Annotated in this window: 27 protein-coding genes; 10 read left to right on the forward strand and 17 right to left on the reverse strand. The window is 44.3% G+C overall.

Annotated features, from left to right (window positions below; genetic code table 11):
• Window positions 1-19 precede the first annotated feature (19 nt).
• Window positions 20-1,654, reverse strand: a complete 1,635-nt coding sequence (locus tag BSI_RS16395; RefSeq protein WP_003236797.1) for a M20/M25/M40 family metallo-hydrolase — start codon at window positions 1,652-1,654, stop codon at window positions 20-22.
• Window positions 1,655-1,826: 172 nt separating this feature from the next.
• On the opposite strand from BSI_RS16395, the gene namA reads away from it, so the two are divergent.
• Entirely contained in the window at window positions 1,827-2,843 is a 1,017-nt protein-coding gene (gene namA, locus BSI_RS16390) for an NADPH dehydrogenase NamA (RefSeq protein WP_003236798.1), read from the forward strand.
• A 110-nt stretch (window positions 2,844-2,953) separates the two neighbouring features.
• Window positions 2,954-3,715 (forward strand): alpha/beta fold hydrolase, encoded by a 762-nt coding sequence (locus BSI_RS16385; protein ID WP_003236800.1) that lies wholly within the window; start codon window positions 2,954-2,956, stop codon window positions 3,713-3,715.
• Window positions 3,716-3,755: 40 nt separating this feature from the next.
• Here BSI_RS16385 and rpmG read toward each other — a convergent pair whose 3' ends face one another.
• Together rpmG and rnz are read right to left on the reverse strand one after the other, a co-directional pair.
• A complete protein-coding gene (gene rpmG, locus BSI_RS16380; protein WP_003226511.1) occupies window positions 3,756-3,905 on the reverse strand; it encodes a 50S ribosomal protein L33 in 150 nt (49 codons plus the stop codon).
• 78 nt (window positions 3,906-3,983) lie between these two features.
• Window positions 3,984-4,907 carry a ribonuclease Z gene (rnz, locus tag BSI_RS16375; protein ID WP_003236802.1) on the reverse strand — a complete coding sequence of 308 codons (924 nt, stop codon included), beginning with the start codon at window positions 4,905-4,907 and terminating at the stop codon, window positions 3,984-3,986.
• A 225-nt stretch (window positions 4,908-5,132) separates the two neighbouring features.
• Here rnz and zwf point away from each other — a divergent pair, with 225 nt between their 5' ends.
• Entirely contained in the window at window positions 5,133-6,602 is a 1,470-nt protein-coding gene (gene zwf, locus BSI_RS16370; RefSeq protein ID WP_003236805.1) for a glucose-6-phosphate dehydrogenase, read from the forward strand.
• 131 nt (window positions 6,603-6,733) lie between these two features.
• Here zwf and gnd read toward each other — a convergent pair whose 3' ends face one another.
• Window positions 6,734-8,143, reverse strand: coding sequence for an NADP-dependent phosphogluconate dehydrogenase (gene gnd / locus BSI_RS16365; protein WP_003236806.1), 1,410 nt, complete (start codon window positions 8,141-8,143; stop codon window positions 6,734-6,736).
• Window positions 8,144-8,252: 109 nt separating this feature from the next.
• Entirely contained in the window at window positions 8,253-9,497 is a 1,245-nt protein-coding gene (locus BSI_RS16360) for a DNA polymerase IV (protein WP_003236808.1), read from the reverse strand.
• Window positions 9,498-9,569: 72 nt separating this feature from the next.
• Between BSI_RS16360 and mifM the strand changes: the two genes are divergently transcribed.
• The 3 genes from mifM to BSI_RS16345 all read left to right on the forward strand — a co-directional run bounded on the left by mifM (window position 9,570) and on the right by BSI_RS16345 (window position 11,599).
• Window positions 9,570-9,857: a membrane protein insertion/folding monitor MifM gene (gene mifM / locus BSI_RS16355; protein ID WP_080010842.1), complete on the forward strand. Its 288-nt coding sequence runs from the start codon at window positions 9,570-9,572 to the stop codon at window positions 9,855-9,857.
• Between the two features lie 29 nt (window positions 9,858-9,886).
• Window positions 9,887-10,714: a membrane protein insertase YidC gene (locus BSI_RS16350; RefSeq protein WP_003236812.1), complete on the forward strand. Its 828-nt coding sequence runs from the start codon at window positions 9,887-9,889 to the stop codon at window positions 10,712-10,714.
• Between the two features lie 156 nt (window positions 10,715-10,870).
• Window positions 10,871-11,599 carry a YqjF family protein gene (locus tag BSI_RS16345; RefSeq protein ID WP_003236814.1) on the forward strand — a complete coding sequence of 243 codons (729 nt, stop codon included), beginning with the start codon at window positions 10,871-10,873 and terminating at the stop codon, window positions 11,597-11,599.
• Between the two features lie 48 nt (window positions 11,600-11,647).
• On the opposite strand, the gene BSI_RS16340 is transcribed toward BSI_RS16345, so the two are convergent.
• Genes BSI_RS16340 through mce form a run of 3 tightly spaced genes read right to left on the reverse strand, consistent with a single transcriptional unit; the run spans window position 11,648 to window position 14,719 of the window.
• On the reverse strand, window positions 11,648-12,763 hold the full coding sequence (locus BSI_RS16340) for a tripeptidase T (RefSeq protein WP_003236816.1): 1,116 nt from the start codon (window positions 12,761-12,763) through the stop codon (window positions 11,648-11,650).
• Window positions 12,764-12,780: 17 nt separating this feature from the next.
• Complete coding sequence (locus BSI_RS16335) at window positions 12,781-14,304, reverse strand: acyl-CoA carboxylase subunit beta (RefSeq protein ID WP_080030809.1); 1,524 nt, start codon at window positions 14,302-14,304, stop codon at window positions 12,781-12,783.
• Entirely contained in the window at window positions 14,297-14,719 is a 423-nt protein-coding gene (gene mce, locus BSI_RS16330) for a methylmalonyl-CoA epimerase (RefSeq protein ID WP_003236820.1), read from the reverse strand. The genes BSI_RS16335 and mce overlap by 8 nt, the downstream gene beginning before the upstream one ends.
• Before the next feature lie 89 nt (window positions 14,720-14,808).
• Between mce and prli42 the strand changes: the two genes are divergently transcribed.
• Window positions 14,809-14,901 carry a stressosome-associated protein Prli42 gene (prli42, locus tag BSI_RS22645; RefSeq protein ID WP_019258837.1) on the forward strand — a complete coding sequence of 31 codons (93 nt, stop codon included), beginning with the start codon at window positions 14,809-14,811 and terminating at the stop codon, window positions 14,899-14,901.
• Between the two features lie 20 nt (window positions 14,902-14,921).
• On the opposite strand, the gene BSI_RS16325 is transcribed toward prli42, so the two are convergent.
• From BSI_RS16325 to brxB, 6 genes are all read right to left on the reverse strand, one after another.
• Complete coding sequence (locus tag BSI_RS16325; protein WP_003236823.1) at window positions 14,922-15,455, reverse strand: L,D-transpeptidase; 534 nt, start codon at window positions 15,453-15,455, stop codon at window positions 14,922-14,924.
• Window positions 15,456-15,506: 51 nt separating this feature from the next.
• Window positions 15,507-16,475: an aromatic acid exporter family protein gene (locus BSI_RS16320; RefSeq protein WP_003236825.1), complete on the reverse strand. Its 969-nt coding sequence runs from the start codon at window positions 16,473-16,475 to the stop codon at window positions 15,507-15,509.
• A gap of 72 nt (window positions 16,476-16,547) precedes the next feature.
• Window positions 16,548-17,270, reverse strand: a complete 723-nt coding sequence (artM, locus tag BSI_RS16315; protein WP_003236827.1) for an arginine ABC transporter ATP-binding protein ArtM — start codon at window positions 17,268-17,270, stop codon at window positions 16,548-16,550.
• Window positions 17,263-17,922 carry an arginine ABC transporter permease ArtQ gene (gene artQ / locus BSI_RS16310; RefSeq protein ID WP_003236829.1) on the reverse strand — a complete coding sequence of 220 codons (660 nt, stop codon included), beginning with the start codon at window positions 17,920-17,922 and terminating at the stop codon, window positions 17,263-17,265. Before artQ ends, artM begins: the two co-directional genes overlap by 8 nt.
• 80 nt (window positions 17,923-18,002) lie before the next feature.
• On the reverse strand, window positions 18,003-18,770 hold the full coding sequence (gene artP / locus BSI_RS16305; RefSeq protein ID WP_003236831.1) for an arginine ABC transporter substrate-binding protein ArtP: 768 nt from the start codon (window positions 18,768-18,770) through the stop codon (window positions 18,003-18,005).
• A 268-nt stretch (window positions 18,771-19,038) separates the two neighbouring features.
• On the reverse strand, window positions 19,039-19,476 hold the full coding sequence (gene brxB / locus BSI_RS16300) for a bacilliredoxin BrxB (protein ID WP_003226477.1): 438 nt from the start codon (window positions 19,474-19,476) through the stop codon (window positions 19,039-19,041).
• A 160-nt stretch (window positions 19,477-19,636) separates the two neighbouring features.
• Here brxB and BSI_RS16295 point away from each other — a divergent pair, with 160 nt between their 5' ends.
• The 3 genes from BSI_RS16295 to bmrR all read left to right on the forward strand — a co-directional run bounded on the left by BSI_RS16295 (window position 19,637) and on the right by bmrR (window position 22,715).
• A complete protein-coding gene (locus BSI_RS16295) occupies window positions 19,637-20,530 on the forward strand; it encodes a YegS/Rv2252/BmrU family lipid kinase (RefSeq protein ID WP_003236833.1) in 894 nt (297 codons plus the stop codon).
• 106 nt (window positions 20,531-20,636) lie between these two features.
• Entirely contained in the window at window positions 20,637-21,806 is a 1,170-nt protein-coding gene (gene bmr / locus BSI_RS16290) for a multidrug efflux MFS transporter Bmr (RefSeq protein WP_003236835.1), read from the forward strand.
• Between the two features lie 72 nt (window positions 21,807-21,878).
• Complete coding sequence (bmrR, locus tag BSI_RS16285; RefSeq protein ID WP_003236840.1) at window positions 21,879-22,715, forward strand: multidrug efflux transcriptional regulator BmrR; 837 nt, start codon at window positions 21,879-21,881, stop codon at window positions 22,713-22,715.
• 61 nt (window positions 22,716-22,776) lie between these two features.
• Here the strand turns inward: bmrR and bfmBB are convergent, their stop codons facing one another.
• Genes bfmBB through bfmBAA form a run of 3 tightly spaced genes read right to left on the reverse strand, consistent with a single transcriptional unit; the run spans window position 22,777 to window position 26,059 of the window.
• Complete coding sequence (gene bfmBB / locus BSI_RS16280; RefSeq protein ID WP_003236842.1) at window positions 22,777-24,048, reverse strand: branched-chain alpha-keto dehydrogenase complex dihydrolipoyllysine-residue (2-methylpropanoyl)transferase; 1,272 nt, start codon at window positions 24,046-24,048, stop codon at window positions 22,777-22,779.
• A 21-nt stretch (window positions 24,049-24,069) separates the two neighbouring features.
• Entirely contained in the window at window positions 24,070-25,053 is a 984-nt protein-coding gene (bfmBAB, locus tag BSI_RS16275) for a 3-methyl-2-oxobutanoate dehydrogenase subunit beta (RefSeq protein WP_003236844.1), read from the reverse strand.
• A gap of 13 nt (window positions 25,054-25,066) precedes the next feature.
• On the reverse strand, window positions 25,067-26,059 hold the full coding sequence (gene bfmBAA / locus BSI_RS22415) for a 3-methyl-2-oxobutanoate dehydrogenase subunit alpha (RefSeq protein WP_003236846.1): 993 nt from the start codon (window positions 26,057-26,059) through the stop codon (window positions 25,067-25,069).

Genomic DNA, 26,059 nt, shown 5'->3' on the forward strand with positions numbered 1-26,059 from the left:
CATCTGTCTTTTGTTTTTCCTAAAACAGCTTACCGGCAGTTTCTGATTGTTTTAATAGCGCGGAGATCGTAAATGAAAGCAAGTCGGGAAGCACTTCAAAGGAATAAGGCAAATACAGTCTTTCCGTCCATTTGTGCGGGTCTTTTCCAGCCGGGCCGACATTTAAAACCGGTACATATAAAGCCTGGTCTTTGCCGCTTGGCAGCGAATATCCTCTGTTAAAGAGCGGCATATTGCTTGTGTACGCATCAACCTCCTGCTTTTCGAGCTGCAGATAGCTTAAGTCTGAAAGTCCAGGAAAATATTGAACCTCCCGTAACGCAATGCCGTATCTGTCAGCCGCATATTGCATAAGCTGGTCAGCTGTATTCCTGATCAACTGATCGTCCTTTGAAGAAACCGCCGGATAAAACGGCGGGCTGTAAAAAAGAACAATAAGCGGCGCATCCTCCTTACAAAGTGCAGCAAGCTCAGATACAATTTTCGTCGAAAAATCCCTGTCTCCAAGATCTCCCCTGTTGGCAAAGGCATAATTCAGAACCCGCTCGGTTTCAGAGTTTCCAGCACGCTTTTTCGCACGCGCGATCAGCTCATCAAATGTCAAAACAGAGACAGCACGTTCCATCGGCGTAAATGACTCAAATTGCTGAAAATCCTGTGTTTTCTTTCGAATGTTCGCAGTTATTTCCTCCGCCGCCTGTTCGGCGGTTTTAAGCAGCATCTGATGCAGTTCACTAGCCGATCGTTTCATTGACAGCACATTAAATAACGTGACAGCTGTATGCGGTGTCTGAACAGAATACGCCTCTTTCAAGTCCTTTTGCATTAAGTTTACCGGCGGCGGAGTGACTTCACCATCAACCTTTTCGCAATAATCCGCATTCAGCTCAAGCAAGCGGCTGATCTCAGATACCATTAAATTGGCATTTATTCCTGAAAACGGCTCTCCGACATGAGTTTCAATCCCCTTGCAGAAAAATCCCGCAAGCACCTTGCCAATGCTTCCTGAGTAAAAATATTGCTGCTGGTCGCCGGGAAATTTTTCAAACATCGGTTCAGCATTCAGGCAAGCTGTTAATGTGATATCATACTTTTTCTCCATTTCCTTCAGTACAGGAACCGCTTCAATCATGCCTCTTGAATTCACTTCCTCGTCAGGAACCGTAATCAACAGCAGATTGCCTTCAAATTGGCCGTTCATTGCCCGCTCCAGCATCGACAGCTGAACCGCAAGCCCTGCTTTCATATCCATCGTCCCTCTTCCGAACAGCCAGTCGCCGCTTTCAGCGTCTGTTCTCACACGCTCCGGAAGCAGCTCTTTTTTCTCTAAAAAGGAGCTCAACAGCTCAGCAGGCTTACATGCCATATGTTTGAATTCTCCATAATCCTCTATGTCCACGACATCAAAATGACTCAGCAAAAGCACTGTCTTTTTGACATTCTTCTTTTTGACAAGAGCCGTAAGAAAGGATCTGCCGTCGTCCATCGTATGAAGTATTACATCATCTGGATGTTTTTGAAAATAAGGCTTGTCCTTCAAAATAAAATAAAGATATTCTGCAAGCGCTGCCTCTCCCTTCGAACCGGTGATGCTTTCGTATTGCACAAGAGAAGTTAAAAGGGTCAGCAATTCGTCCTTCGTCTGCCAATTCATCGATTTCCGCCCCTCCTATGTATAAAAACGCTTCTAGCTTGAAAAATAAGATGATTCCCTGTCTATTATACAGAAATGTTTGACAAAAACGGATCTTTTGAGCAGTTTATATGACGTGAAAGAAATGACTTGATATAATCAATCTCTAAAAACCTTACGGGAGGCGAAAGAAATGGTCAGAAAATTATTCACACCTATTACAATTAAAGATCTGACGTTAAAAAACCGCATCGTCATGTCGCCAATGTGCATGTATTCTTCTCATGAAAAGGACGGAAAATTGACGCCGTTCCACATGGCACATTACATATCACGCGCAATCGGCCAGGTCGGACTGATTATTGTGGAGGCATCAGCGGTTAATCCTCAAGGGCGAATCACAGACCAAGACTTAGGAATTTGGAGTGACGAGCATATTGAAGGCTTTGCCAAACTGACTGAACAGGTCAAAGAACAAGGCTCAAAAATCGGTATTCAGCTTGCCCATGCCGGCCGTAAAGCAGAGCTTGAAGGAGATATTTTCGCTCCATCGGCGATTGCGTTTGACGAACAATCAGCAACACCTGTAGAAATGTCAGCAGAAAAAGTAAAAGAAACGATCCAGGAATTCAAACAAGCGGCAGCCCGCGCAAAAGAAGCCGGCTTTGATGTGATTGAAATTCATGCGGCGCACGGATACTTAATTCACGAATTTCTATCTCCGCTATCCAACCATCGTACAGATGAATACGGCGGCTCACCAGAAAACCGCTATCGTTTCTTAAGAGAAATCATCGATGAAGTCAAACAAGTATGGGACGGCCCTTTATTTGTCCGTGTATCTGCTTCTGACTATACAGACAAAGGCTTAGACATCGCCGATCACATCGGTTTTGCAAAATGGATGAAGGAGCAAGGTGTTGACTTAATTGACTGCAGCTCAGGCGCCCTTGTTCATGCAGACATTAATGTATTCCCAGGCTATCAGGTCAGCTTCGCTGAGAAAATCCGTGAACAGGCTGACATGGCAACTGGTGCTGTCGGCATGATTACAGACGGTTCAATGGCTGAAGAAATTCTGCAAAACGGACGTGCCGACCTTATCTTTATCGGCAGAGAGCTTCTGCGAGATCCATTCTTTGCAAGAACTGCTGCAAAACAGCTTAATACAGAGATTCCGGCCCCTGTTCAATACGAAAGAGGCTGGTAATGTCCAAAAGAGATATCCTCAACCGGATATCTCTTTTTTTATTTTTTAGAGAAACGATCAGCTCAGGTTCTCCGTCTCCCTAGTAGAACCAATTAGAGGAGATGACTCCAATGAACTCAGCTTGGATGGAAAAGACATATACAATTGACGGATGTGCGTTTCATACACAACACCGGAGAGGATCAAGCGGTGTAACGATTGTCTTTGAGGCCGGCTACGGTACTTCTTCTGAGACGTGGGAACCATTAATGGCGGACATTGATGATGAATTTGGCATTTTCACATATGATCGGGCAGGAATAGGGAAAAGCGGACAAAGCAGCACTAAACGAACAGCTGAACAACAGGTGAAAGAATTGGAGAGTTTGCTTAAAGCAGCAGATGTAAAACCTCCTTATTTGGCTGTTTCTCACTCATACGGAGCTGTGATCACCGGTTTATGGGCCTGCAAAAACAGGCGCGATATTATCGGCATGGTCCTCCTTGATCCAGCTTTAGGAGATTGCACAAGCTTCTCCTTTATTCCTGAAGAAATGCACAAAGCATACACAAGAAAGATGATGCTTGAGGGCACACATGCAGAATTTTCAAAAAGCCTGCAGGTTCTAAAACAACAGCAAGTCCATTTAGGAAACATGCCTCTCCTTGTGTTGTCATCAGGTGAACGGACTGAGAAATTCGCTGCTGAACAGGAGTGGCAAAACCTGCACAGCAGCATATTGTCTCTATCTAATCAAAGCGGCTGGATTCAAGCTAAAAACAGCTCGCACAACATCCATCATGATGAACCTCATATCGTTCATTTGGCTATTTATGACGTATGGTGCGCAGCGTGCCAGCAGGCCGCTCCCCTTTACCAGGCAGTCAATTAACATAAAAAAGACCGGGCTGTAAAACGCCCGGTCATTTATGTTATTTTGTTTCACGATGAAGGGTATATTTCTTTAAACGCGGTGAATATTTTTTCAGCTCTAAACGGTCTGGGTTGGTGCGTTTATTTTTTGTTGTGATGTAATTTCGGTCTCCCGTTTCAGTGCAGGCTAAAGTAACATTTACTCTCATATTAACATCTCCTTATAAAGCGTAATGATTACGTTTTATTATACAATGTAATCTCAGATTGTCAAATAAGAGTTTTTTTCAGCCACGTGGGACGTTTACCTCTAAGAAATCATACGCCGCCACGCTGTTTGGGAAAACGTCTGCCGCTTCTTTTTGAAGCTCCAGAGAGGCATCTCCCTGATATCTGGCGCTGATATGGGTTAAAATGAGCTGCTTTGCCCCGGCTTCTTTCGCTGTTACAGCTGCTTGTTCCGTTGTACTGTGAAAATAATCATAAGCAAGTTTCCTATCTTCCTTAGCAAATGTCGCTTCATGAACAAGCACATCACAATCCCTTGCAAGCTCTTTTAACTTGTCACTTACTCTCGTATCTCCGGAAAACACCACAGCCCTTCCCTTTTTAGGAGGCTCCAGAAAATCATTTCCATTGATGATGCGTCCGTCTTCAAGCTTTACCGTTTCGCCTTTTTTGATTTTTTGATACACAGGTCCGGGCGGGATGTTCATTTCCTTTAATAAATCCGCCTTTAAGGAACCAGGCACGTCTTTTTCCTGCACGCGGTATCCGAAGGCTTCCACTCCATGAATAACAGATACTGCCGTGACAATAAACTGATCGTCTTCAAACACGATTCCTTCTTCGATTTCCTTGATCACAAGCGGATATGTCAAATGGGTTTTCGTGACGGCAAGGCTTGTTTCAATAAAAGCCTTGATGCCTTTTGGCCCGTACACTGTCAGCTCGTCTTCACCGCCTTGAAAGGAGCGGCTCCCCAGAAGCCCTGGAAGCCCGTAAACATGATCGCCGTGCATGTGGGTAATGAAGATTTTTTCTATTTTACGAGGTTTAATCGTTGTATGTAAAATTTGATGCTGTGTGGCTTCCCCGCAGTCAAACAGCCATATCGAACGCCTTTCTTCAAGCAATTTTAATGCCACCGACGTTACGTTTCTCGCCTTGGCGGGAATGCCCGCTCCCGTCCCTAAAAAAAGTAATTCCACATTTCCTTCCTCCTACTAGAGCTAGTTACCTACAAGAATACAGGATCATGCGACAAATGTGAATCTTGCCTCTGAAAGGAACAATCCTTTCGTTCTAGAAACATTTTTACGGCATTCAGCAAAAAATGGGCTGAAATGTTTGCTTTCGTTGAATTTTAGATTTAAAATGAAGGAAATATACGGGGTGTACTAAAATAAAGCTTCGAATAAAGTGAGGTACTTTTAGTGAAAACAAACCAACAACCAAAAGCAGTAATTGTCATATTCGGTGCAACGGGAGATTTAGCAAAACGAAAACTGTATCCGTCTATTCACCGTTTATATCAAAACGGACAAATCGGAGAAGAGTTTGCAGTTGTAGGAGTTGGAAGAAGACCTTGGTCTAATGAAGATCTTCGCCAAACCGTTAAAACATCCATATCCTCATCTGCAGATAAACATATAGATGATTTCACGTCTCATTTTTACTATCACCCGTTTGATGTGACAAATCCTGGCTCTTATCAAGAGCTTAACGTATTGCTTAACCAGCTGGAAGATACATATCAAATTCCGAACAACAGAATGTTCTACTTGGCAATGGCTCCTGAATTCTTCGGGACAATTGCAAAAACATTAAAATCAGAAGGTGTTACAGCAACAACAGGCTGGTCCCGCCTTGTCATTGAAAAGCCGTTCGGCCATGATCTGCCAAGCGCACAGGCACTAAACAAAGAAATCCGCGAAGCGTTTACAGAAGATCAAATTTACAGAATCGACCATTATTTAGGCAAACAAATGGTTCAGAACATTGAAGTCATTCGATTTGCCAATGCGATTTTCGAACCGCTTTGGACAAACCGCTATATCTCAAATATTCAAATTACATCAAGCGAATCACTTGGCGTTGAAGACCGTGCAAGGTATTACGAAAAATCAGGCGCTCTGCGCGACATGGTGCAAAACCACATTATGCAAATGGTTGCCCTTCTTGCAATGGAGCCGCCGATCAAATTGAACACAGAAGAAATCCGAAGCGAAAAAGTGAAGGTTCTGAGAGCTCTGCGCCCTATTGCAAAAGACGAAGTGGATGAGTACTTTGTGCGCGGACAATATCAAGCCGGTGAAATTGACGGTGTATCGGTTCCTGCTTATACAGATGAGGATAATGTCGCTCCTGACTCAAATACAGAAACGTTTGTTTCAGGCAAGCTCTTGATCGACAACTTCAGATGGGCTGGTGTTCCATTCTATATCCGCACCGGAAAACGAATGAAAGAAAAGTCCACAAAAATCGTGGTTCAATTTAAGGACATTCCGATGAACCTGTACTACGGTAATGAAAACAATATGAATCCGAACTTGCTCGTCATCCATATTCAGCCTGACGAAGGCATTACGCTTTACTTAAACGCTAAAAAGCTTGGGGGGGCAGCACACGCGCAGCCAATCAAACTGGATTACTGCAGCAATTGCAATGACGAGATGAACACCCCTGAAGCATATGAAAAATTAATTCACGACTGTCTTCTTGGCGATGCAACAAACTTTGCTCACTGGGATGAAGTTGCCCTATCTTGGAGCTTTGTCGATTCCATTTCTGAAACATGGGCAGCAAACAAAACTTTGTCTCCTAACTACGAATCAGGCTCTATGGGACCGAAAGAATCAGATGATCTTTTGGCGAAAGACGGCTTGCACTGGTGGAATATATAAAACGAGAAAAGCCGAAAATGCTTATGAGCATTTTCGGCTTTTTTTGCAGCTGTCAAGACTGCCATATCCCTTAAGACATTCTTTAATAACAAAAACCCCCGAAGCCTAAAGACTTCGGGGGTTTCTATTGATCACTTCATCCATTCAGTATGGAAGATACCTTCTTTATCAGTACGCTCATAAGTATGGGCGCCAAAGTAGTCACGCTGTGCTTGGATTAGGTTTGCAGGCAGTACAGCTGTACGATAGCTATCATAGTAAGCTAATGCGCTTGAGAATGACGGCACCGGCACACCTTGGGCAACTGCAAGTGAAATCACTTGGCGAAGCGCTCCTTGGTAGCTTTCCACAATATTTTTGAAGTAGCTGTCTAGAAGCAGGTTATCAAGCTCAGGTTCGCGATCGTAAGCTTCTTTAATCTTTTGAAGGAATGCTGCACGAATGATGCAGCCGCCGCGGAAGATCATAGCGATTTCGCCATATTTCAGATTCCAGTTATATTCTTCAGAAGCAGCTTTCATTTGGGCAAATCCTTGCGCGTAAGAACAAATTTTACTCATGAACAGCGCTTTTCTGACTGCTTCAATCAGCTCTTCTTTATTTTCTGTAACAGGCTTCACTTCTGGCCCTGAAAGAATGCCGCTCGCTTTCACACGTTCTTCCTTCATAGCTGAGATAAAACGTGCGAATACAGACTCAGTAATAATCGGAAGCGGAACACCTAAGTCAAGCGCGCTTTGGCTTGTCCATTTTCCTGTTCCTTTTTGGCCTGCTTTATCAAGAATCACATCAACAAGCGGTTTGCCTGTTTCTTCGTCTTTTTTCGTAAAGATGTCAGCTGTAATCTCAATCAGGTAGCTGTCAAGCTCACCTTTATTCCATTCAGCGAAAACTTCGTGAAGCTCATCAGCTGAAAGGCCGAGCACCTGTTTCAGAATGAAGTAAGATTCAGAAATCAGCTGCATATCTCCGTATTCAATACCGTTGTGGACCATTTTCACATAATGGCCGGCACCGTCTGGACCGATATATGTGGTACAAGGTTCTCCGTCAACTTTTGCAGAAATCGCTTCAAGAATCGGCTTCACAAGCTCATGTGCTTCTTTTTGTCCGCCTGGCATGATAGAAGGCCCTTTAAGCGCTCCTTCTTCTCCGCCGGAAACGCCTGTTCCGATAAAATGAATGCCGCTTTCAGCGAGCTCTTTGTTACGGCGCTGTGTATCTTTATAGTATGTATTACCGCCGTCAATTAAAATATCATCCTTTTCTAGATGAGGAAGAAGAGATTGAATTGTCGCATCTGTTGCAGTTCCCGCTTTAACCATTAATAAGATTTTGCGCGGTGTTTCCAAGGATTGGACAAACTCTTCAATGCTGTATGTGCCAACAACATTTTTGCCTTTTGCCTCCTGCAGAAACTCCTCAGTTTTACTGCTTGATCTGTTGTAAACAGAAACAGAAAATCCCCGGCTTTCGATATTTAAAGCCAGATTTTTACCCATGACCGCAAGACCGATAACTCCGATTTGTTGTTTTGACATATTCTAACGTCCCTTCTGCAAACGTTTAATCATTTTAAAATTTAAATTAAAATAAAATGATATTTATAATAAAGAAATTACCATACTTCCACCCTTTTTTTCAAGCTATTCAACTTTTCTTTTCATCCTGAAAAAAATCTTTATTAAAGCTTGTTCCCTTCGTTTTGCTCTCCTCTTTTTTTATCTTTGCCCCTTTTCTGATCAGTTTGGAGCCGTACTTATCATTCAGCTTTTCCATCATCTGCTGAATTGGTTCATCCTTCGCATCTTCATTAAAACTGAACAAATCGAGCTGCTTATAGGCCTGCTCTTTTTCCACCAAATCAGTTCCGGTAATGCCAAGCAGCCTGACAGGATTTTTATTCCAATGTTTAAAAAAGAGGTGCTCCGCTTCTTTCATAATTTCATTTTTTTGATCGATCGGATTTTTCAGCGTGATGCTTCTCGTGATGGTTTTCCAATCTGCATATCTAATCATAATAAAAAGCTTCGAAGCCATGACTTCCTTGCGCTGTAAGCGGTCACTGACGGAAGCGGCCAGTTTTCTGAAAACGCCTAACAGCTCTTCTTCATCACTAGAATCATGTGAAAGTGTCGATGAGTTGCCGACGCTTTTAAATTCGTAAATGCGCTCCGGGTCAACTGGCGCATGGTGAATGCCATTTGCTTTATTTTTAAGGCGCGGCCCGTTGATGCCCAGCAGACGTTTCAGCGAGTGTTCATCAGCTGCCGCTAGCTCTCCAATCGTATGAATGCCGAGTCCCTTCAGCTTTTCCGCTGTCTTTTTGCCAACTCCGTGCATCTCTCCCACAGGAAGCGGCCAAAGGATATCAGGCACTTGTCTCTTTCTTAAAATCGTGATGCCAAGCGGTTTTTTCATATCTGACGCCATCTTAGCAAGAAATTTATTCGGCGCGATTCCTATGCTTGACGGAAGCAGCAGCTCTTTTTGCAGCCTGCTTTGGATTTCTTTTGCCGTCTCCAAAGCGCGGCTGCTGTATGGTGTATCAGTCATGTCCATATAGCCTTCGTCGATGGAGACAGGCTCCACCAAGTCAGTATATTCACGAAGGATGTTAAACATCGCTCTTGAAGAGCTTCTATAGCGGTCAAAGTTCGGCGGAAGAACGATGAGCTCAGGACAATTGCGCTTCGCTTCCCAAACCGGCATCGTTGTTTTAACGCCGCGCGCTCTTGCTTCGTAGCTGCATGTCACCACGATGCCCTTTCGCTCCTTTACGTTTCCGGCAACTGCGACCGGCTTCCCCCGGAGGGCCGGGTCATATGCCATTTCCACCGATGCATAGAAGCTATTCATATCAATATGGAAAATAATTCGGCCATTTCCCGGCATAAATAAAACTCCTTTTCGTTCATTAGACAACGGCTTGTACATATAGTAAAATGAAGGTATTGAATGGATGTGATTACAATGTTTGTGGAATCGATAAATGACGTTTTATTCTTAGTCGATTTTTTCACAATTATTCTTCCGACTCTGACGGCAATCGGGATTGCATTCCTCTTACGAGAGTGCCGTGCCGGCGAGCAATGGAAATCAAAACGAACAGATGAACATCAGACGGTCTTTCAAATTAACCGAACAGACTTTCTTATTATTATATATCATCGCATTACAACTTGGATACGTAAAGTCTTCCGCATGAATTCGCCTGTGAACGATGATGAAGACGCCAGTTCTCTTCTTTTATAAACCGCATTTATAAAAAGGAGGAGAACAAATTGTTAAAAACATATCAAAAACTTTTGGCTATGGGTATCTTTTTGATCGTATTATGCTCGGGCAATGCTGCATTTGCCGCGACTAATCAGGTGGGAGGCCTCAGCAACGTCGGTTTTTTCCACGACTATTTAATCGAACCGTTTTCTGCTCTGCTTAAGGGTGTTGCCGGGCTGTTTCACGGAGAATACGGACTGTCTATTATTCTCGTCACCATTATTGTGCGTGTCGTTGTACTGCCTTTGTTTGTCAATCAGTTTAAAAAACAGCGCGTGTTCCAAGAGAAAATGGCGGTTATTAAACCTCAGGTTGACAGCATTCAGGCAAAAATAAAAAAAACGAAGGACCCGGAAAAACAAAAAGAACTGCAAATGGAAATGATGAAGCTTTATCAAGAGCACAATATCAATCCGCTTGCCATGGGATGTCTCCCAATGCTGATTCAGTTTCCTATTGTGATTGGGTTTTATTACGCGATTCGCTCTACACCTGAAATTGCATCACACTCGTTTTTATGGTTCAGTTTAGGACAATCTGACATTCTCGTGTCTCTTAGTGCGGGAGCTATGTACTTTATCCAAGCCTATGTCGCTCAAAAACTGAGCGCGAAATATTCCGCTGTCCCGCAAAACCCGGCGGCGCAGCAATCTGCAAAACTGATGGTGTTCATCTTCCCTGTGATGATGACGATTTTCTCGCTTAATGTTCCGGCAGCCCTTCCGCTGTACTGGTTCACAAGCGGGCTGTTCCTGACAGTGCAAAACATCGTCCTTCAGATGACGCATCATAAAAGTAAAAAGACAGCCGGTCTTACTGAGCCGGTCAAATAATGAAACAACCCCGAGCAAAAAGCCGGGGTTGTTTTTTTGTATCTTACCACTGTCATGGCTGACGCGAAAATGGTCATCCTAAAAAACAGCCGTATCGTTTAAAAAGTATCAAATCGGGAATACCTTTACTCACATCTAAATGAAAGGAGTATAAACGTGACAGATCGCGCTGAGCAAAAAAATAGTTCTGTGCCTGAAGGAATCTGGATCATGAGGCAAACTTGGAATGATGTCTTATTTGCCCACTGGCCTGTTGATGCTTCTAACCTTCGGGCGATGATTCCGCCGGTTTTAGAATTAGATACATATAACGGACAAGCTTGGATCAGCATGCTTCCCTTTATGCTCACGAATCTGAGGGCGCGTTTTCTTCCTGCCATTCCCGGTGCGCGTGCATTTCCTGAGCTTAACCTCCGCACCTATGTCACGTATAAAGGCAAGCCCGGCATTTATTTTTTCAGCTTAGATGCTGATCATCGGCTGGCAGTCCTGGGCGCTCGCACGTTCTTTCATTTACCTTATTTTTACGCGGATATGAAAGCTGAAAAAAACGGTGATGGCATTGACTATGTCAGCAAGCGGAGAGGCGACGGAGAGGCAGCATTTCGCGCCGCATACCGGCCCATTTCAGCTCCTTTTACAGCGGAAGAGGATTCCCTCGATTATTGGCTGACGGAACGATACAGACTCTACACCACTTATCGAAACAAGCTCTATTACGAAGACATTCATCATCATCCTTGGCTTCTGCAACATGCCGAGGCCGAGTTTTCGGTCAATACGGTGGCTGAAGCGCACGATATATCATTGCCAGATTCAGACCCTTTGCTTCATTACGCTAAAAAACAGGACGTGTTATTTTGGCCGCTTAGGCAATGGCGCTGAATGCAAGAAAAAACCCGATGCGGGCAAGCGCACTCGGGTTTTCCTTTTTTATTTCGCTGCCTCTTCAATAATGGCAACAACCATTTCTGCCGTTTTAACGAGTTCTTCGATCGGCATTTTTTCATTCTTTGTATGAATTTGCTCGTAACCGACAGCAAGGTTGACCGTCGGAATGCCATGACCTGCAATAACGTTCGCGTCGCTTCCGCCGCCGCTTGTTTGCAGCTCGCTTGGCCGTCCGATTTTAGCAGCCGCTTTTTTCGCGATTTCAACTACTTGGTCGCCGTCTTGATATTTGAAGCCCGGATACATCACTTCAATTTCGACTTCTGCGCGTCCGCCCATATCAGCAGCAGCCTCTTCAAATGCAGCTTTCATTTTTTGAACCTGAGCTTCCATTTTCTCAGGAACTAAAGAGCGTGCTTCAGCAAGAATATGGACTTCGTCGCATACAATGTTTGTTTGTGTGCCGCCTTCAAACCGGCCGATATTTGCTGTTGTTTCTTCATCAATACGGCCCAATGGCATTTTTGAAATGGCTTTGCTAGCGATTGTAATCGCTGAAATGCCTTTTTCAGGTTCAACCCCGGCGTGTGCGGTTTTCCCGTATATTGCCGCTCTTACCTTCGCTTGTGTCGGCGCGGCCACAATAATATTTCCGACTTTTCCATCTGAGTCAAGGGCATAGCCGTAGGATGCCGTGATCATAGAACGGTCAAGCGCCTTTGCTCCGATCAGGCCTGATTCCTCACCTACAGTGATGATGAATTCAATCGTGCCGTGCTCAATGTTTTCTTCTTTCAGCACTTTAATCGCTTCAAACATAGCAGCCAGCCCTGCTTTATCATCAGCGCCTAAAATCGTAGTGCCGTCTGTTTTGACATAGCCTTCCTCAACAACCGGTTTTACGCCGTTTCCGGGTACAACTGTGTCCATATGAGATGTAAAATAGATCGTATCTGCTTGTTTTGTCCCTTTTAATGTGCAGATCAGGTTTCCCGCTCCGTGGCCAGTGATATCCATTGTATCGTCTTCTTTAACGTCCACACCTAAATCAGAAAATTTTTGTTTCAGCACTTTGCAGATTTCTGCTTCGTGTTTTGTTTCTGAGTCAATTTGGACAAGCTCTAAAAATTCTTCCAGCAGGCGTTTTTCATTCACCATTTGTAAGTCCCTCCATGTTAAAGCGGTATGTTACCGTGCTTTTTTTTCGGTCTCTCTTCTGTCTTATGTGCAAGCATGTGAAAAGCTTGAATCAGTCTTTTCCTTGATTCTTCCGGCAAAATGATGTCATCAACCATTCCGCAGGCCGCCGCTTTGTATGGACCGGCGTTTTGCTTTTTGTATTCAGCGGTTTTTTCGCATTTTGTCTTTTGCGGGTCGGCTGAAGCTTTTATTTCTTTTTCATACAAAATCGATGCCGCACCTTCTGAACCCATCACTGCGATTTCAGCATTCGGCCATGCAAACACAAGGTCCGCTCCGATTGCTTTGCTGTTCATAGCGACATAGGCGCCGCCATACGCTTTTCTGATAATGAGCGTGACTTTTGGGACGGTCGCTTCTGCATAGGCAAACAATAATTTTGCTCCGTGCCTGATAATTCCGTTATGCTCCTGCTGAACACCGGGCAGAAACCCCGGAACATCCTCGACAGTTAACAGCGGTATGTCAAAGGCGTCGCAAAAACGGATGAACCTCGCTGCTTTATCTGCAGCGTCAATCGTCAGGCTTCCCGCCAGATGCTTCGGCTGGCTCGCAACGATGCCGATCGTTTTTTCACCCAGCCTTGCAAACCCGATAACAATGTTTTTCGCAAAAAACGGCTGAATTTCAAAAAAAGACTGCGGATCAGCCAGCTCCTTAATTACCGTCCGCACATCATACGGTTTTGTCGTGTCAGCGGGCACGAGACGGTTTAATAACGGTCTGGAGGCCTCTTTCTCAGGTAGCGGCGCTGCTGTCTGGCCATTCAGCGGCAAATAAGACAGCAGTTTTTTCACTCCTGTCAGAACCTCCTTCTCCGTATGTCCGGAAAAGTGGGCGTTTCCGCTGACGGCATTATGTATTCCCGCTCCACCTAAACTCTCCGCATCAACCTGTTCTCCTGTCACTTTTTCAATTACCTTCGGCCCGGTAATAAACATCCGGCCGGTCTGTTCAGCCATAAATATAAAATCTGTGAGTGCCGGAGAATACACAGCGCCTCCAGCACACGGCCCTAAAATAACCGATATTTGCGGAATGACTCCGGAGTATAAGACATTTCGGTAAAATATGTGACCGTATCCATCTAATGATACCACACCCTCTTGAATTCTCGCACCACCTGAGTCATTCAGCCCTATAATCGGCGCCTTATTTTTCGCAGCCAGATCCATCAGTGCGCAGATTTTTTTGGCGTGGGTTTCGCCAAGCGCCCCGCCGAACACTGTGAAGTCTTGCGCAAATACATATACAGAGCGGCCATCAATTGTGCCGTACCCTGTCACGACTCCATCCCCTAACATACGCTGTTCTCTTGTTAACACTTGACTTTCCATGAAGGGATTCAACTCGATAAAGCTATCCTGATCAAGAAGAAACGTGATCCTTTCCCGAGCGGTGAGCTTTCCCTTTTGCCGCTGCTGAACCAGCTTTTCATGTCCTCCGCCTTGTTCTGCCTGCCTGCGTCTCGTGTATAAATGATCAATATGCTCATTCATGTTCAACGGTTTGGACTCCTTTCGGCTCGCATAGCTCTACAAGAATGCCATTTGTTTCCCGCGGAGAAAGAAATGCGATCTTTTTCCCATTAGCTCCCTGTCTTGGATACTTGTCAATCAATTGAACTTGCCGGTCAGACAATGCTTGCAGCTGTTCAGATAAGCCGGTGCACAAAAACGCAACATGATGCAGCCCCTGCCCTTTCTTCTCCAAAAACAAACGGACGGGGCTGTCAGGTGTCAACGGTTCTATCAGCTCCAGCTTGACGCTTCCCGCTTGAAAAAAAGCAACATTCACCTTTTGCTCTTCAACCGTTTCTTGATGAAGAAACGCAAGCCCCAATATATCTTCATAAAAGCTTCTCGCTTCTTCTATCGAAAAAACAGCTATCCCAATATGGTCAAGCCTGTTCATTTTCATCCCTGCCTTCCGTCAATAGATATCGCTTGTCCGCCCTTTCAAAACACGCTAAAATATAGACAGATTGTCTAAGGAGTGAAATCATGTCTCAAAAACTGATGAAAAGCGTTTTAATCGTGATTTTGGGAGTTTTTATTCTTTCAACTGTACTCTCAGGAATCGTCATGTTTTTCTAACGATAAAAAAGCAGGCAACCTTATTGATTAGGAACATCCTGCTTTTTTATCAGAGCTTTATGCTCGATAGCAATCTCTTCAAAAGAGCGGGAGTCGTCCGTAATCAGCACTCTCGTACCCACCGGAATCGTTCGAAACAGATGAACGACCTCATCGTTATGCATACGTATACAGCCGTTAGACACAAATTTCCCTATTGATTCTTCCCGGTTTGTCCCATGAATTCCGTAAATCCGCCCGTCTGTTCCTTTCGCGTCAAATCCGATCCATCTTGCCCCAAGCGGGTTGTCAGGAGATCCTCCTTCTATATTTTTCTTTCTGTAGTAAGGATTCGCCGCTTTTACTGTTACCGAAAATTCCCCTTCAGGCGTCAGATCGTCTGTTTTTCCGGTCGCCACGCTGTACACCCCTTCTACTTTGTTGTCCAAGATGACAGCCAGTTCGTTTGTTCTCTTGTTGACAATGACATAAGGATCCCCCGGCAGCGGGTTTTCGCCAAGCGGCCAAATCGGTGAAATCATCATCATAAAAATTGAACATAAGAAAAAACGCATAAGCTCCTCCTTTTTCATTAGGTTGACCAATGAAGGAAGAGCTCATGCGAATCATGCGAGTGATTTTTGCGCCTTTATTCCTTTAAAATAGCTTTTGATCACTAAATATTGTTCCATTTCGCCGAGTAGATGGAAGAGAGCGGCTCGTGCTTCAAATTCCTCTCTTGTCGCTGGAAGCGGCATCTCCTCAAATTCTTTTCTCATGTCAGCAAGTCTTTTCAGAAATTTGTGCGCCGTATTTCCCGGGTGTATCGCTTCCCGCAAATCATGAATAAATTCAGCGATCATTTTTCCCTGATCTACTGTAATGGAGATGGAAGTCACTTTAGGGAGAAGGCGTTCAATAATTTCAAATTGCTTTTCTCTCATTTTAAAATAATGATAATGCAGATTTTCGTAGCGCAGAATGTGGTTTTGCACATCTCGGTACGCCAGGTTTTTCGCCTCCGTAATGAGCTGGTGTGTTTCCGGAATTTCCTTTCCAGTCCAATCTTGCTCACCAGTTAACAAATACCGCTCTATTTCTGCAAAAATGACAGCAAAGTTATCCTCTATCTTTTTGCGATAGGCAATCAGCTTCCGGTCAAGGCTCGGCATATACAAGTTCATCAAAAGAGCGACACCGATACCAACCGTAATTAACTGAACTTCATTCCAAATGAAAGCAAGCGTAATGCCGCCGGACATGTATAAATGAAGGATAATAACGGAACTGGTAACGATCCCCTCGTTAATTTTTAACAGAACCGTTATCGGAATGAATATCAAGAGAAGCGCTCCGATAACAAACGGATGATAGCCAATCAGCTCGAAAAAGAGATAAGAAAAAAGAATTGCCAGACAGCATGCGGCAAAGCGGGCCCACGACGCCTGAAGCGACCGTTTTTGTGTGATTTGAATGCACAAAATGGTGATGATTCCTGCTGATGCGAAGTTTTGCAAATGCAATAGCTGGCTTATATAAATAGCCAAAGCTGTTCCAAGCGCGGTCTTTATTGTGCGGTAACCAATTTTAAACATGTCGGACTCCATTTCTATTTGTTTCTTCAATAAAAAAGAAGAAGCTTTAGCCTTCTTCTTTTTTTCTATATTCTATAATATTTTCTCTAAAAAGTCCTGCGCTCTTTTGGATTTTGGCGAAAGAAAAAATTCTTTCGGATTGCCGTCCTCGACAATCATTCCTTGGTCCATAAACAACACTCGGTCTGCCACTTCTTTAGCGAAGCCCATTTCATGTGTGACAATCACCATAGTCATGCCGGTTTCGACCAGCTCTTTCATAACCTGGAGCACTTCCTTAACCATCTCCGGATCAAGTGCAGAGGTCGGTTCGTCAAATAGCATGATTTCCGGATTCATCGCAAGAGCCCGGGCGATGGCGACACGCTGTTTTTGCCCGCCAGACAAGCGGTTTGGATAGTCATTTTTCTTTTCAAACAAACCGACTTTGCGAAGCAGCTCTTCAGCTTTTTCCTGTGCAGCCTGTTTTGATTCTTTTTTGACATTAACAGGCGCGTACATGATATTTTCGAGAACCGTTTTGTGCGGAAAGAGATGAAAATGCTGAAAAACCATCCCGATGTTTTCCCGGACCTTTAATGTGTTGGTTTTCGGCTTCGTGATCTCGTTGTCTTTGATTGTTATGGTTCCGCCGTTAGGTTTTTCCAACAGGTTTAAACAGCGAAGGAACGTTGATTTGCCTGAGCCTGAAGGGCCGATGACGGCAACAACCTCACCTTCAGCGATTGTTGTTGAAATGTTTTTTAATACTTCGTGTTTCCCAAATGATTTTGACAGCTTTTCAACCTTAATCATTGGATTTCAGCTTCCTTTCTACAGCCTTGCCGATAAACGTTAAAATCAGGACAAGCACATAATAAATCAATCCGGCGATAATGAGCGGCTCAAGGTAATTGTAAGTGGCGGCGCCAGCTTGATAAGCGCGTCTCATGACATCACCAAGCCCGATGACGGTGACGATCGCCGATTCTTTTGTTAACGTGATTAATTCATTCACAATTGCAGGTGATATATTTTTGAAGGCCTGCGGCAACAGCAGATCCTTCATCATTTTGCCGTACGGGACACCCAGTGCGACAGCCGCCTCTTTTTGCCCTTTATCAATGGCGTTGATTCCGGCTCTGATAATTTCCGATACATAAGCGGCGGAATTCAATGACAATGCGACTACCGCAGCCCAAAACTGGTCAATTTGAAAGCCGAGCAGCTGAGGAAGCCCGAAATAGACAATCATAAGCTGCAGCACTAAAGGTGTACCGCGGAACACTGATGTATAAAAATCAGCGATCCAGATCAGAGGGCGGAACGTGCTGATCTTGCATAAGCTTAGCACAATACCCAGTATAAGTCCGATAATGGCTGATACGATGACAATTTTCAAAGTAATTGCTAAGCCTTCTAATATAAAAGGAATTTGGGGGATCGTTGCTGAAAAATCCAAATTCATAGTCTTTGTCTCCTTTTCTTACAGGAAAAAAGATTTCCTATTCAATAAAAAGGCTCAACGAAAAGTTGAGCCGCTTTTTTTTACTTCTCGCCAGTGAACCATTTCTTCTTCAATTTCTCGAGCTCTCCGTTATCTTCCATTTCCTTGAGGGCTTTATTGAATTTGTCTGTCAGTTCACTGTCCTTTCTGAAAGCAATCGCTGAACCGGCTTCCTCCGCTTTCGCATCAGGAATCACGAAGCCTTGCAGGTCGTCATTTGATTTGAAATACCCTTCTGCTACCATGTCTTCGATAATCGCGGCATCAAAGCGGTCAGATTTGATTTCCTGCACCAAATCAGAAATTCTGTTGCGGTCTTCTGTTTTAAAAGCATATTCCGGAGAAAGCTCTTTCCCCTTCTCTTCCTGAATAGAGCCAAGCTGAACGCCGACTGTTTTTCCTTTCAGATCTTTTAAAGACTTAATGCCGCTGTCTTTTTTGCTGACAATCATATGGTTCGCTGTGTAGTACACATCGGAAAAATCAACTTGTTTTTTACGATCAGGCGTCGGTGTCATTCCGGACAGAACCAGATCCACCTGTTTTGATTTCAGCGCTGTGATTAAACTGTTGAAGTCCATATCCTGCACTTCAATTTCGTAGCCAGTCTTCTTCGCAAGCGCTTTTGCCAAATCTACATCAAAGCCGACAATATTATCGCCTTCCTTATATTCAAACGGTTTGTAATCCGCCGAAGTGCCCATAATTAACTTTTTCTTGCCGCCTTCAGAACCTGAATTGCTTGAGCCGCAAGCGGATAGTGCTAAAGTGATGCAGGCAGCTACAAGTAATAAGAGCCATTTTTTCATGATCCATTTCCCCCATATTCATTACTTTTAGTGTATTTGAATATTTATTCGTTAATTTGTATTTTAAACAGTTTCTTATTTTTATGCAATACTATTTTTGAAAATTATCTTCAAGCTTATTTTTCCAGCGATTTCTTTTTGATATTACTAGATAAACATAGATTTACTGTACAACTGGATTGAATAATCTTTTAATATTTATTCATAACCCTTTGGAATTTTATGCATAAAAAAAACCGGGGCCGTTTAGGCACCCGGGGTGTTCGTCTTATACTTCTTCACAATATTCTTCAAAGGCTTCCTGCAGCTTTGCCACAACTGCCATCGGCTCATGGCCTTCAATTTCATGGCGTTCCACCATTTTCATGATTTTTCCATCTTTCAAAATCGCAAAGGACGGAGAAGATGGCGGATATCCTTCAAAATAGTCACGCGCACGCGCTGTCGCTTCTTTATCCTGTCCGGCAAAGACGGTAACGAGCTGATCAGGTCTTTTATCATAGTGAACGGAATGGTATGCGGCCGGTCTTGCAATTCCCCCGGCGCATCCGCAAACAGAGTTTACCATGACTAACGTCGTTCCTTTTTTCGTAAGTGCCTCATCCACCTCTTCAGCAGTTTTCAGCTCAGTATATCCGGCAGCTGTAATTTCTTGTCTCGCTTGGCGGACAATGTCATTCATAAATAAATTAAAGTCCATGTTCAATGAAGACCTCTCCTTTTTCATCATCTGTTCTTATGATAGCAAGGAAACGTCCATATCGGCAAATGACATTGCTTGGCCGCACACTTTTTTTGCTCTCCGTTTACAGCTTATAGAAAAAGGGGATTATATAACCAGATGTAAAATAAAGGAGCAGTTTTGTATGAGCCACCGGAAAGCATTACTGATTCATAACGGAAATGCCGGCAACAAAAATATAGAAAAAGCATTAGGGGCTGTTGTGCCGGTTTTATCACAATCTTTAGATGAGGTGATCATTAGACAAACAAAGAAAAAGGATGATGCGTATCATTTTTGCCAATCCATTGATGATTCTGTCGACACCGTCTTTATTCTCGGCGGCGACGGCACGGTCCACCAATGCATAAACGGCATCAGTGCTTTAGAAAGAAAGCCCGCGGTCGGAATTTTGCCCGGCGGCACGTGCAATGACTTTTCAAGAGTGCTGGGCATCCCTCAAAATCTCGCAAAGGCGGCGGAAGCGCTTGTATCAGGAAAAAAAACAAGCGTAGATGTATGTCAGATGAACGATCGTTATTTTTTAAATTTCTGGGGGATTGGCCTGATTACAGAAACATCGAATCAAATTAACGAAACGGAAAAAGCATTATTGGGAAAAATCAGCTATTTTACAAGTGCATTGCGTACCGTCTCATCTGCCGGATCGTTTCCGATGACCTTAAAAATTGATGGAAAAGAAATTAAAGAAGAAGCCGTTATGCTGCTTGTCATGAACGGACAATACATTGGTACGAACCGAATTCCCCTGCCGGATGCCAGTATAGAAGACGGCTTACTCGATATCCTCATTTGCCGCAACACCAACCTCTCCGCATTGCGGGAGCTGATGAGCATGGAACAGGGCACAATTGATCGTTTTACCGGAGAGCTGTCCTATATTCAGGCCTCCCGTATCGAAATTGAAACAGACACTGTCAAAAAAGCTGATACAGATGGAGAAGTCTATACTCATACGCCTGCGGTGATTCAAGTGCTGCCGCAGCACATTGATATGCTTGTCCCGTCCAATGAATAATGATAAGGATCGAACACTGTTAGAAAGATTTTGCAAATCCGTTGACTCTCCCCTAAGAGGAGGGCTTACAGTATAAGAGATACACTTTCGAAAAAGGGGAAGTCACATGGAGAAACAAAATATCACTTTAATGATATTATTAACAAATTTATTTATTGCTTTTTTAGGAATCGGGCTTGTGATTCCGGTAACGCCTACCATTATGAATGAATTGCATTTATCGGGTACCGCGGTCGGCTATATGGTTGCCTGCTTTGCTGTTACACAGCTTATTGTATCACCAATAGGCGGACGATGGGTTGACCGCTTCGGACGTAAAATCATGATCGTGATCGGTCTGTTGTTCTTTAGTGTTTCGGAGTTTTTATTCGGCATCGGAAAAACAGTTGAGATTTTATTTATATCCCGTATGCTTGGCGGAATCAGCGCAGCCTTCATTATGCCCGGGGTCACGGCTTTTATTGCAGATATCACGACCATTAAAACACGTCCGAAAGCGCTCGGTTATATGTCAGCTGCTATTTCTACAGGCTTTATTATCGGCCCAGGCATCGGGGGATTTTTAGCGGAAATCCATTCCCGCCTGCCATTTTTCTTTGCGGCAGCCTTTGCATTGTTAGCAGCCATTTTATCAATGCTCACGCTGCGCGAGCCGGAACGAAACCCTGAAAATCAGGACATAAAAGGGCAGAAGACAGGCTTCAAACGGATTTTTGCCCCTATGTATTTCATTGCTTTTCTCATTATCTTGATTTCATCTTTTGGTTTAGCGTCATTTGAATCGTTATTTGCGTTATTCGTTGACCATAAATACGGATTTACGGCCAGCGACATTGCCGTCATGATTACAGGAGGAGCGATTGTTGGCGCCATTACGCAAGTCGTCTTATTCGACCGCTTTACAAGGTGGTTTGGCGAAATCCACTTAATTCGGTATAGCTTAATTCTCTCGACGAGTCTTGTATTCTTGATGACAATCGTGAATTCTTATGTTTCAATTCTGCTGGTTACAGTCACCGTATTTGTCGGATTTGATCTCATGCGGCCGGCGGTAACGACTTATCTGTCAAAGATTGCGGGAAATGAACAGGGGTTTGCCGGCGGTATGAATTCAATGTTTACAAGTATCGGCAATGTTTTCGGGCCTATTATCGGCGGAATGCTGTTCGATATCGATGTAAACTATCCATTCTACTTTGCAACGGTAGCTTTAGCCATAGGCATTGCGCTGACCATTGCTTGGAAAGCGCCTGCACATCTTAAAGCCAGCACGTGATAAAAAGCGTATTCTTTGTGTACTGCAAAGAATGCGCTTCTTTATTATACTGATCATAGAAGGAGTGATGGCATGAAGGAGTCGTATTACTCAATTGGAGAAGTTTCAAAACTGGCAAACGTGTCGATTAAAGCGCTCCGTTATTACGATAAAATTGATTTATTTAAACCCGCCTATGTCGATCCGGATACAAGCTACCGCTATTATACAGATTCCCAGCTCATTCATCTGGATTTGATCAAATCATTGAAATATATCGGCACACCTTTAGAAGAGATGAAAAAGGCACAGGACTTAGAGATGGAAGAACTGTTTGCTTTTTATACAGAGCAGGAGAAGCAAATCAGGGAGAAATTAGACTTTTTATCAGCATTGGAGCAAACCATTTCGTTGGTGAAAAAGCGGATGAAACGGCAGATGGAATATCCCGCGCTCGGCGAGGTGTTTGTTTTAGAAGAGGAAGAAACCCGCATCATTCAGACAGAGGCAGAGGGAATCGGGCCTGAAAACGTGCTCAATGCCTCCTACAGCAAATTAAAAAAATTTATCGAATCAGCAGATGGATTTACGAACAATAGCTACGGCGCTACTTTCTCGTTTCAGCCGTACACCAGCATTGATGAAATGACTTACCGTCATATCTTTACGCCTGTATTGACGAATAAACAAATTTCTTCCATTACGCCAGATATGGAAATCACAACGATCCCTAAAGGCAGATATGTTTGTATCGCATATAACTTTTCACCTGAGCATTATTTTCTCAACTTACAGAAGCTTATCAAGTATATCACAGACCGCCAATTAACAGTTGTCAGTGATGTTTACGAGTTAATCATACCGATTCATTACTCACCGAAAAAACAAGAAGAATACCGGGTCGAAATGAAAATTCGAATCGCTGAATAATGTTGCATAGAAAAAGAGCATTTTTTGAAGTTATGTGTCAAAAAATGCTCTTTTTGCTTATTTAGTAAACAGATGTTTTTTCGTCAATCGATTCTAAAATTTGTTTCACTCGTCCCAGGAATCGCCCGCACACAAGGCCGTCAAGCACTCTGTGATCCAAGGACAGGCACAGATTGACCATGTCTCTGACAGCAATCATGCCATGATCCATGACAACCGGGCGTTTGACGATGGATTCCACTTGAAGAATCGCAGCCTGAGGGTAGTTGATAATGCCCATCGACTGTACAGATCCGAACGAACCTGTATTGTTGACGGTAAACGTTCCTCCCTGCATGTCGTCTGCTGAAAGTTTTCCGTCTCTTACTTTTTTGGCAAGGTCAGTAATTTCTCTCGCAATGCCTTTAATTGTTTTTTCATCAGCGTTTTTAATCACCGGAACAAATAAAGAATCCTCTGTCGCAACCGCTATTGAAATATTGATATCCTTTTTCTGAATAATCTTGTCGCCCGCCCACATACTATTCATTTGCGGAAATTCTTTTAACGCCTGAGCGACCGCTTTGACGAAAAAGGCGAAGAACGTTAAATTAAACCCTTCTGTCTTCTTGAATGAATCTTTTATACTGTTGCGGTATGCCACCATATTTGTGACGTCGACTTCCATCATCGTCCAAGCATGCGGAATTTCTGTTTTGCTTCGTTTCATATTGGAAGCAATTGCTTTTCTTACGCCTGTGACAGGGATTTCTTTATCTCCGGCTGCAGACGCAGGATATGAAATCTCTTCCTTCGGCTCTGGTTTTGGTGCAGACACAGGTGCAGGAGCTGCTGTTTTCGGCTTCTCAGGCCGTTCTTGCACGCCGCCTGTCTCAATGATACGCTGAATATCTTTTCGCGTAATGCGGCCGCCGGCACCAGTTCCTGTCACTTGATCAAGATCAATGTCGTGCTCTCCGGCTAAACGGAGTACAGCTGGCGAGTAGCGCTTTTTATTTGGCTGACTGGCTGCTTCGGCGCTTTCTGCAGCAGGCGTCTCAGCAGCTTCTGATGCCACTGGCTGCTCTTGTTTTTGTTCAGCCGGATTCGCGCCTTCTGTTTCGATTTTGCAAATCACTTCTCCGACTTGCAGGGTCTGGCCTTCTTCACCCACAAGCTCTGTTATCGTCCCGGTAAAAGAAGACGGAACCTCTGCATTTACTTTATCTGTCATGACTTCCGCTATCGGATCGTACTTGTTCACTTTATCACCGGGGGAGACAAGCCATTTGCTGATCGTCCCCTCTGTCACGCTTTCTCCAAGCTGCGGCATCGTCATTTGTTCAATTGCCATGATTGTATCCTCCTTACGTCTTTAAAACTCCGCTAGTTCTCTCATCGCCGCTTCCACTTTATCAGGGTTGACCATAAAGTATTTTTCCATTGTGGGCGCATAAGGCATAGCCGGAATATCAGGACCTGCAAGCCGTTTGATCGGCGCGTCTAAGTCGAAGAGACAATGCTCGGATATAATCGCAGCTACCTCACTCATGATGCTGCCTTCTTTTGTATCTTCTGTGACCAAAAGGACCTTTCCAGTTTTGGATGCGGCTTCGATGATTGCTTCTTTATCAAGCGGGTAAACCGTTCTTAAATCCACCACATGTACTGAGATGCCATCTTTTTCGAGACGTTCTGCAGCCTGTAACGCGAAGTGGACACACAGGCCATATGTGATTACCGTGATGTCGTCGCCTTCCCGTTTTACATCAGCCTTGCCGATTGGCAGGACATAATCATCTGCCGGAACCTCTCCTTTTATCAGGCGGTACGCGCGCTTGTGCTCAAAAAACAGCACCGGATCTTCATCACGAACTGCGGCTTTTAAGAGTCCTTTCGCGTCATATGGCGTTGAAGGCATGACAATTTTCAATCCGGGCTGATTGGCGAAAATCGCTTCGACTGATTGAGAATGATAAAGGGCCCCGTGTACGCCTCCGCCGTATGGCGCTCTGACAACAATCGGACAGCTCCAGTCATTGTTGCTGCGGTAGCGGATTTTAGCCGCTTCAGAAATGATTTGGTTGACCGCTGGCATAATAAAATCAGCAAACTGCATTTCGGCAATCGGTCTCATGCCGTACATAGCCGCTCCGATCCCGACTCCGGCGATCGCTGATTCAGCAAGCGGCGTATCCATAACACGCTCTTCCCCGAATTGTTCGTACAGGCCGGCTGTGGCTTTAAATACACCGCCTTTTTTTCCTACATCTTCCCCAAGAACGAAAACGCGAGGATCTCGTTCCATTTCTTCTTTCATCGCCAAATTGATCGAATCAATATATGACATTACTGACATTTGTTCTTCCTCCCTACTTCGCATACACATAATCAAGCGCTGACTCAGGAGCTGCATAAGGGGCGTTCTCCGCTTCATCCGTCGCTTCGTTGATGATTGCCATGATCTCATCCAGCATTGTTTGTTCTGTCTCATCGGACAGCAGGCCTGTTTCCTTTAAGTAAGCTTGGTAAGTAAGCAGGGGATCACTTTTTTTCGCTTCCTCTACTTCTTCACGGCCTCTGTAGCTGCTGTCATCGTCATCACTGGAATGCGGTGTAAGGCGGTAAGAAATGGTTTCAATTAATGTCGGGCCTTCTCCTCTTCGCGCCCGTTCGCGTGCTTCTTTGACCGCTTGATAAACTTCCAGCGGATCATTTCCATTCACAGTTACGCCAGGCATCCCATAGCCTACAGCACGGTCGGAAATGTTCTCACATGCAACTTGCTTATCGTAAGGCACTGAGATTGCGTATTTGTTGTTTTCACACATGAAAATAACCGGCAGCTTATGGACAGCAGCAAAGTTTGCTCCTTCATGGAAATCGCCTTGGTTTGAAGAGCCTTCACCAAATGTAACAAAGGCTGCGATATCCTTTTTCTCCATACGTCCCGCTAGCGCAATGCCGACTGCGTGCGGCACTTGCGTTGTCACTGGAGATGATCCCGTCACGATGCGGTTTTTCTTTTGTCCAAAATGCCCCGGCATCTGGCGGCCTCCTGAGTTCGGATCTGCTGCTTTGGCAAACCCAGACATCATTAAGTCCTTTGCTGTCATGCCAAACGCCAGCACGACACCCATATCTCTGTAGTACGGCAGTACATAATCCATTTCACGGTCAAGAGCGAAAGACGCCCCTACCTGTGCTGCTTCCTGTCCTTGGCAAGAGATCACGAATGGAATTTTGCCAGAGCGGTTTAACAGCCACATTCTTTCATCGATTTTTCTTGCTAACAGCATGGTTCTATACATATCAACGGCTTCCTGATCAGTCAGCCCTAGTGCTTGATGTCGGTTTGTACTCAT

It is taken from the genome of Bacillus inaquosorum KCTC 13429 (assembly GCF_000332645.1).
Classification (GTDB): Bacteria; Bacillota; Bacilli; order Bacillales; family Bacillaceae; genus Bacillus; species Bacillus inaquosorum.

Bases quoted from the DNA above. Each gene is read 5' to 3' on its own strand.
- BSI_RS16395 (WP_003236797.1), bottom strand. From the start codon at position 1,654: ATGAATTGGCAGACGAAGGACGAATTGCTGACCCTTTTAACTTCTCTT.
- namA (WP_003236798.1), top strand. From the start codon at position 1,827: ATGGTCAGAAAATTATTCACACCTATTACAATTAAAGATCTGACGTTA.
- BSI_RS16385 (WP_003236800.1), top strand. From the start codon at position 2,954: ATGAACTCAGCTTGGATGGAAAAGACATATACAATTGACGGATGTGCG.
- rpmG (WP_003226511.1), bottom strand. From the start codon at position 3,905: ATGAGAGTAAATGTTACTTTAGCCTGCACTGAAACGGGAGACCGAAAT.
- gnd (WP_003236806.1), bottom strand. From the start codon at position 8,143: ATGTCAAAACAACAAATCGGAGTTATCGGTCTTGCGGTCATGGGTAAA.
- BSI_RS16360 (WP_003236808.1), bottom strand. From the start codon at position 9,497: ATGCCGGGAAATGGCCGAATTATTTTCCATATTGATATGAATAGCTTC.
- BSI_RS16340 (WP_003236816.1), bottom strand. From the start codon at position 12,763: ATGGTGAATGAAAAACGCCTGCTGGAAGAATTTTTAGAGCTTGTCCAA.
- BSI_RS16335 (WP_080030809.1), bottom strand. From the start codon at position 14,304: ATGAATGAGCATATTGATCATTTATACACGAGACGCAGGCAGGCAGAA.
- mce (WP_003236820.1), bottom strand. From the start codon at position 14,719: ATGAACAGGCTTGACCATATTGGGATAGCTGTTTTTTCGATAGAAGAA.
- prli42 (WP_019258837.1), top strand. From the start codon at position 14,809: ATGTCTCAAAAACTGATGAAAAGCGTTTTAATCGTGATTTTGGGAGTT.
- BSI_RS16325 (WP_003236823.1), bottom strand. From the start codon at position 15,455: ATGCGTTTTTTCTTATGTTCAATTTTTATGATGATGATTTCACCGATT.
- BSI_RS16320 (WP_003236825.1), bottom strand. From the start codon at position 16,475: ATGTTTAAAATTGGTTACCGCACAATAAAGACCGCGCTTGGAACAGCT.
- artM (WP_003236827.1), bottom strand. From the start codon at position 17,270: ATGATTAAGGTTGAAAAGCTGTCAAAATCATTTGGGAAACACGAAGTA.
- artQ (WP_003236829.1), bottom strand. From the start codon at position 17,922: ATGAATTTGGATTTTTCAGCAACGATCCCCCAAATTCCTTTTATATTA.
- artP (WP_003236831.1), bottom strand. From the start codon at position 18,770: ATGAAAAAATGGCTCTTATTACTTGTAGCTGCCTGCATCACTTTAGCA.
- BSI_RS16295 (WP_003236833.1), top strand. From the start codon at position 19,637: ATGAGCCACCGGAAAGCATTACTGATTCATAACGGAAATGCCGGCAAC.
- bmr (WP_003236835.1), top strand. From the start codon at position 20,637: ATGGAGAAACAAAATATCACTTTAATGATATTATTAACAAATTTATTT.
- bmrR (WP_003236840.1), top strand. From the start codon at position 21,879: ATGAAGGAGTCGTATTACTCAATTGGAGAAGTTTCAAAACTGGCAAAC.
- bfmBB (WP_003236842.1), bottom strand. From the start codon at position 24,048: ATGGCAATTGAACAAATGACGATGCCGCAGCTTGGAGAAAGCGTGACA.
- bfmBAB (WP_003236844.1), bottom strand. From the start codon at position 25,053: ATGTCAGTAATGTCATATATTGATTCGATCAATTTGGCGATGAAAGAA.
- bfmBAA (WP_003236846.1), bottom strand. From the start codon at position 26,059: ATGAGTACAAACCGACATCAAGCACTAGGGCTGACTGATCAGGAAGCC.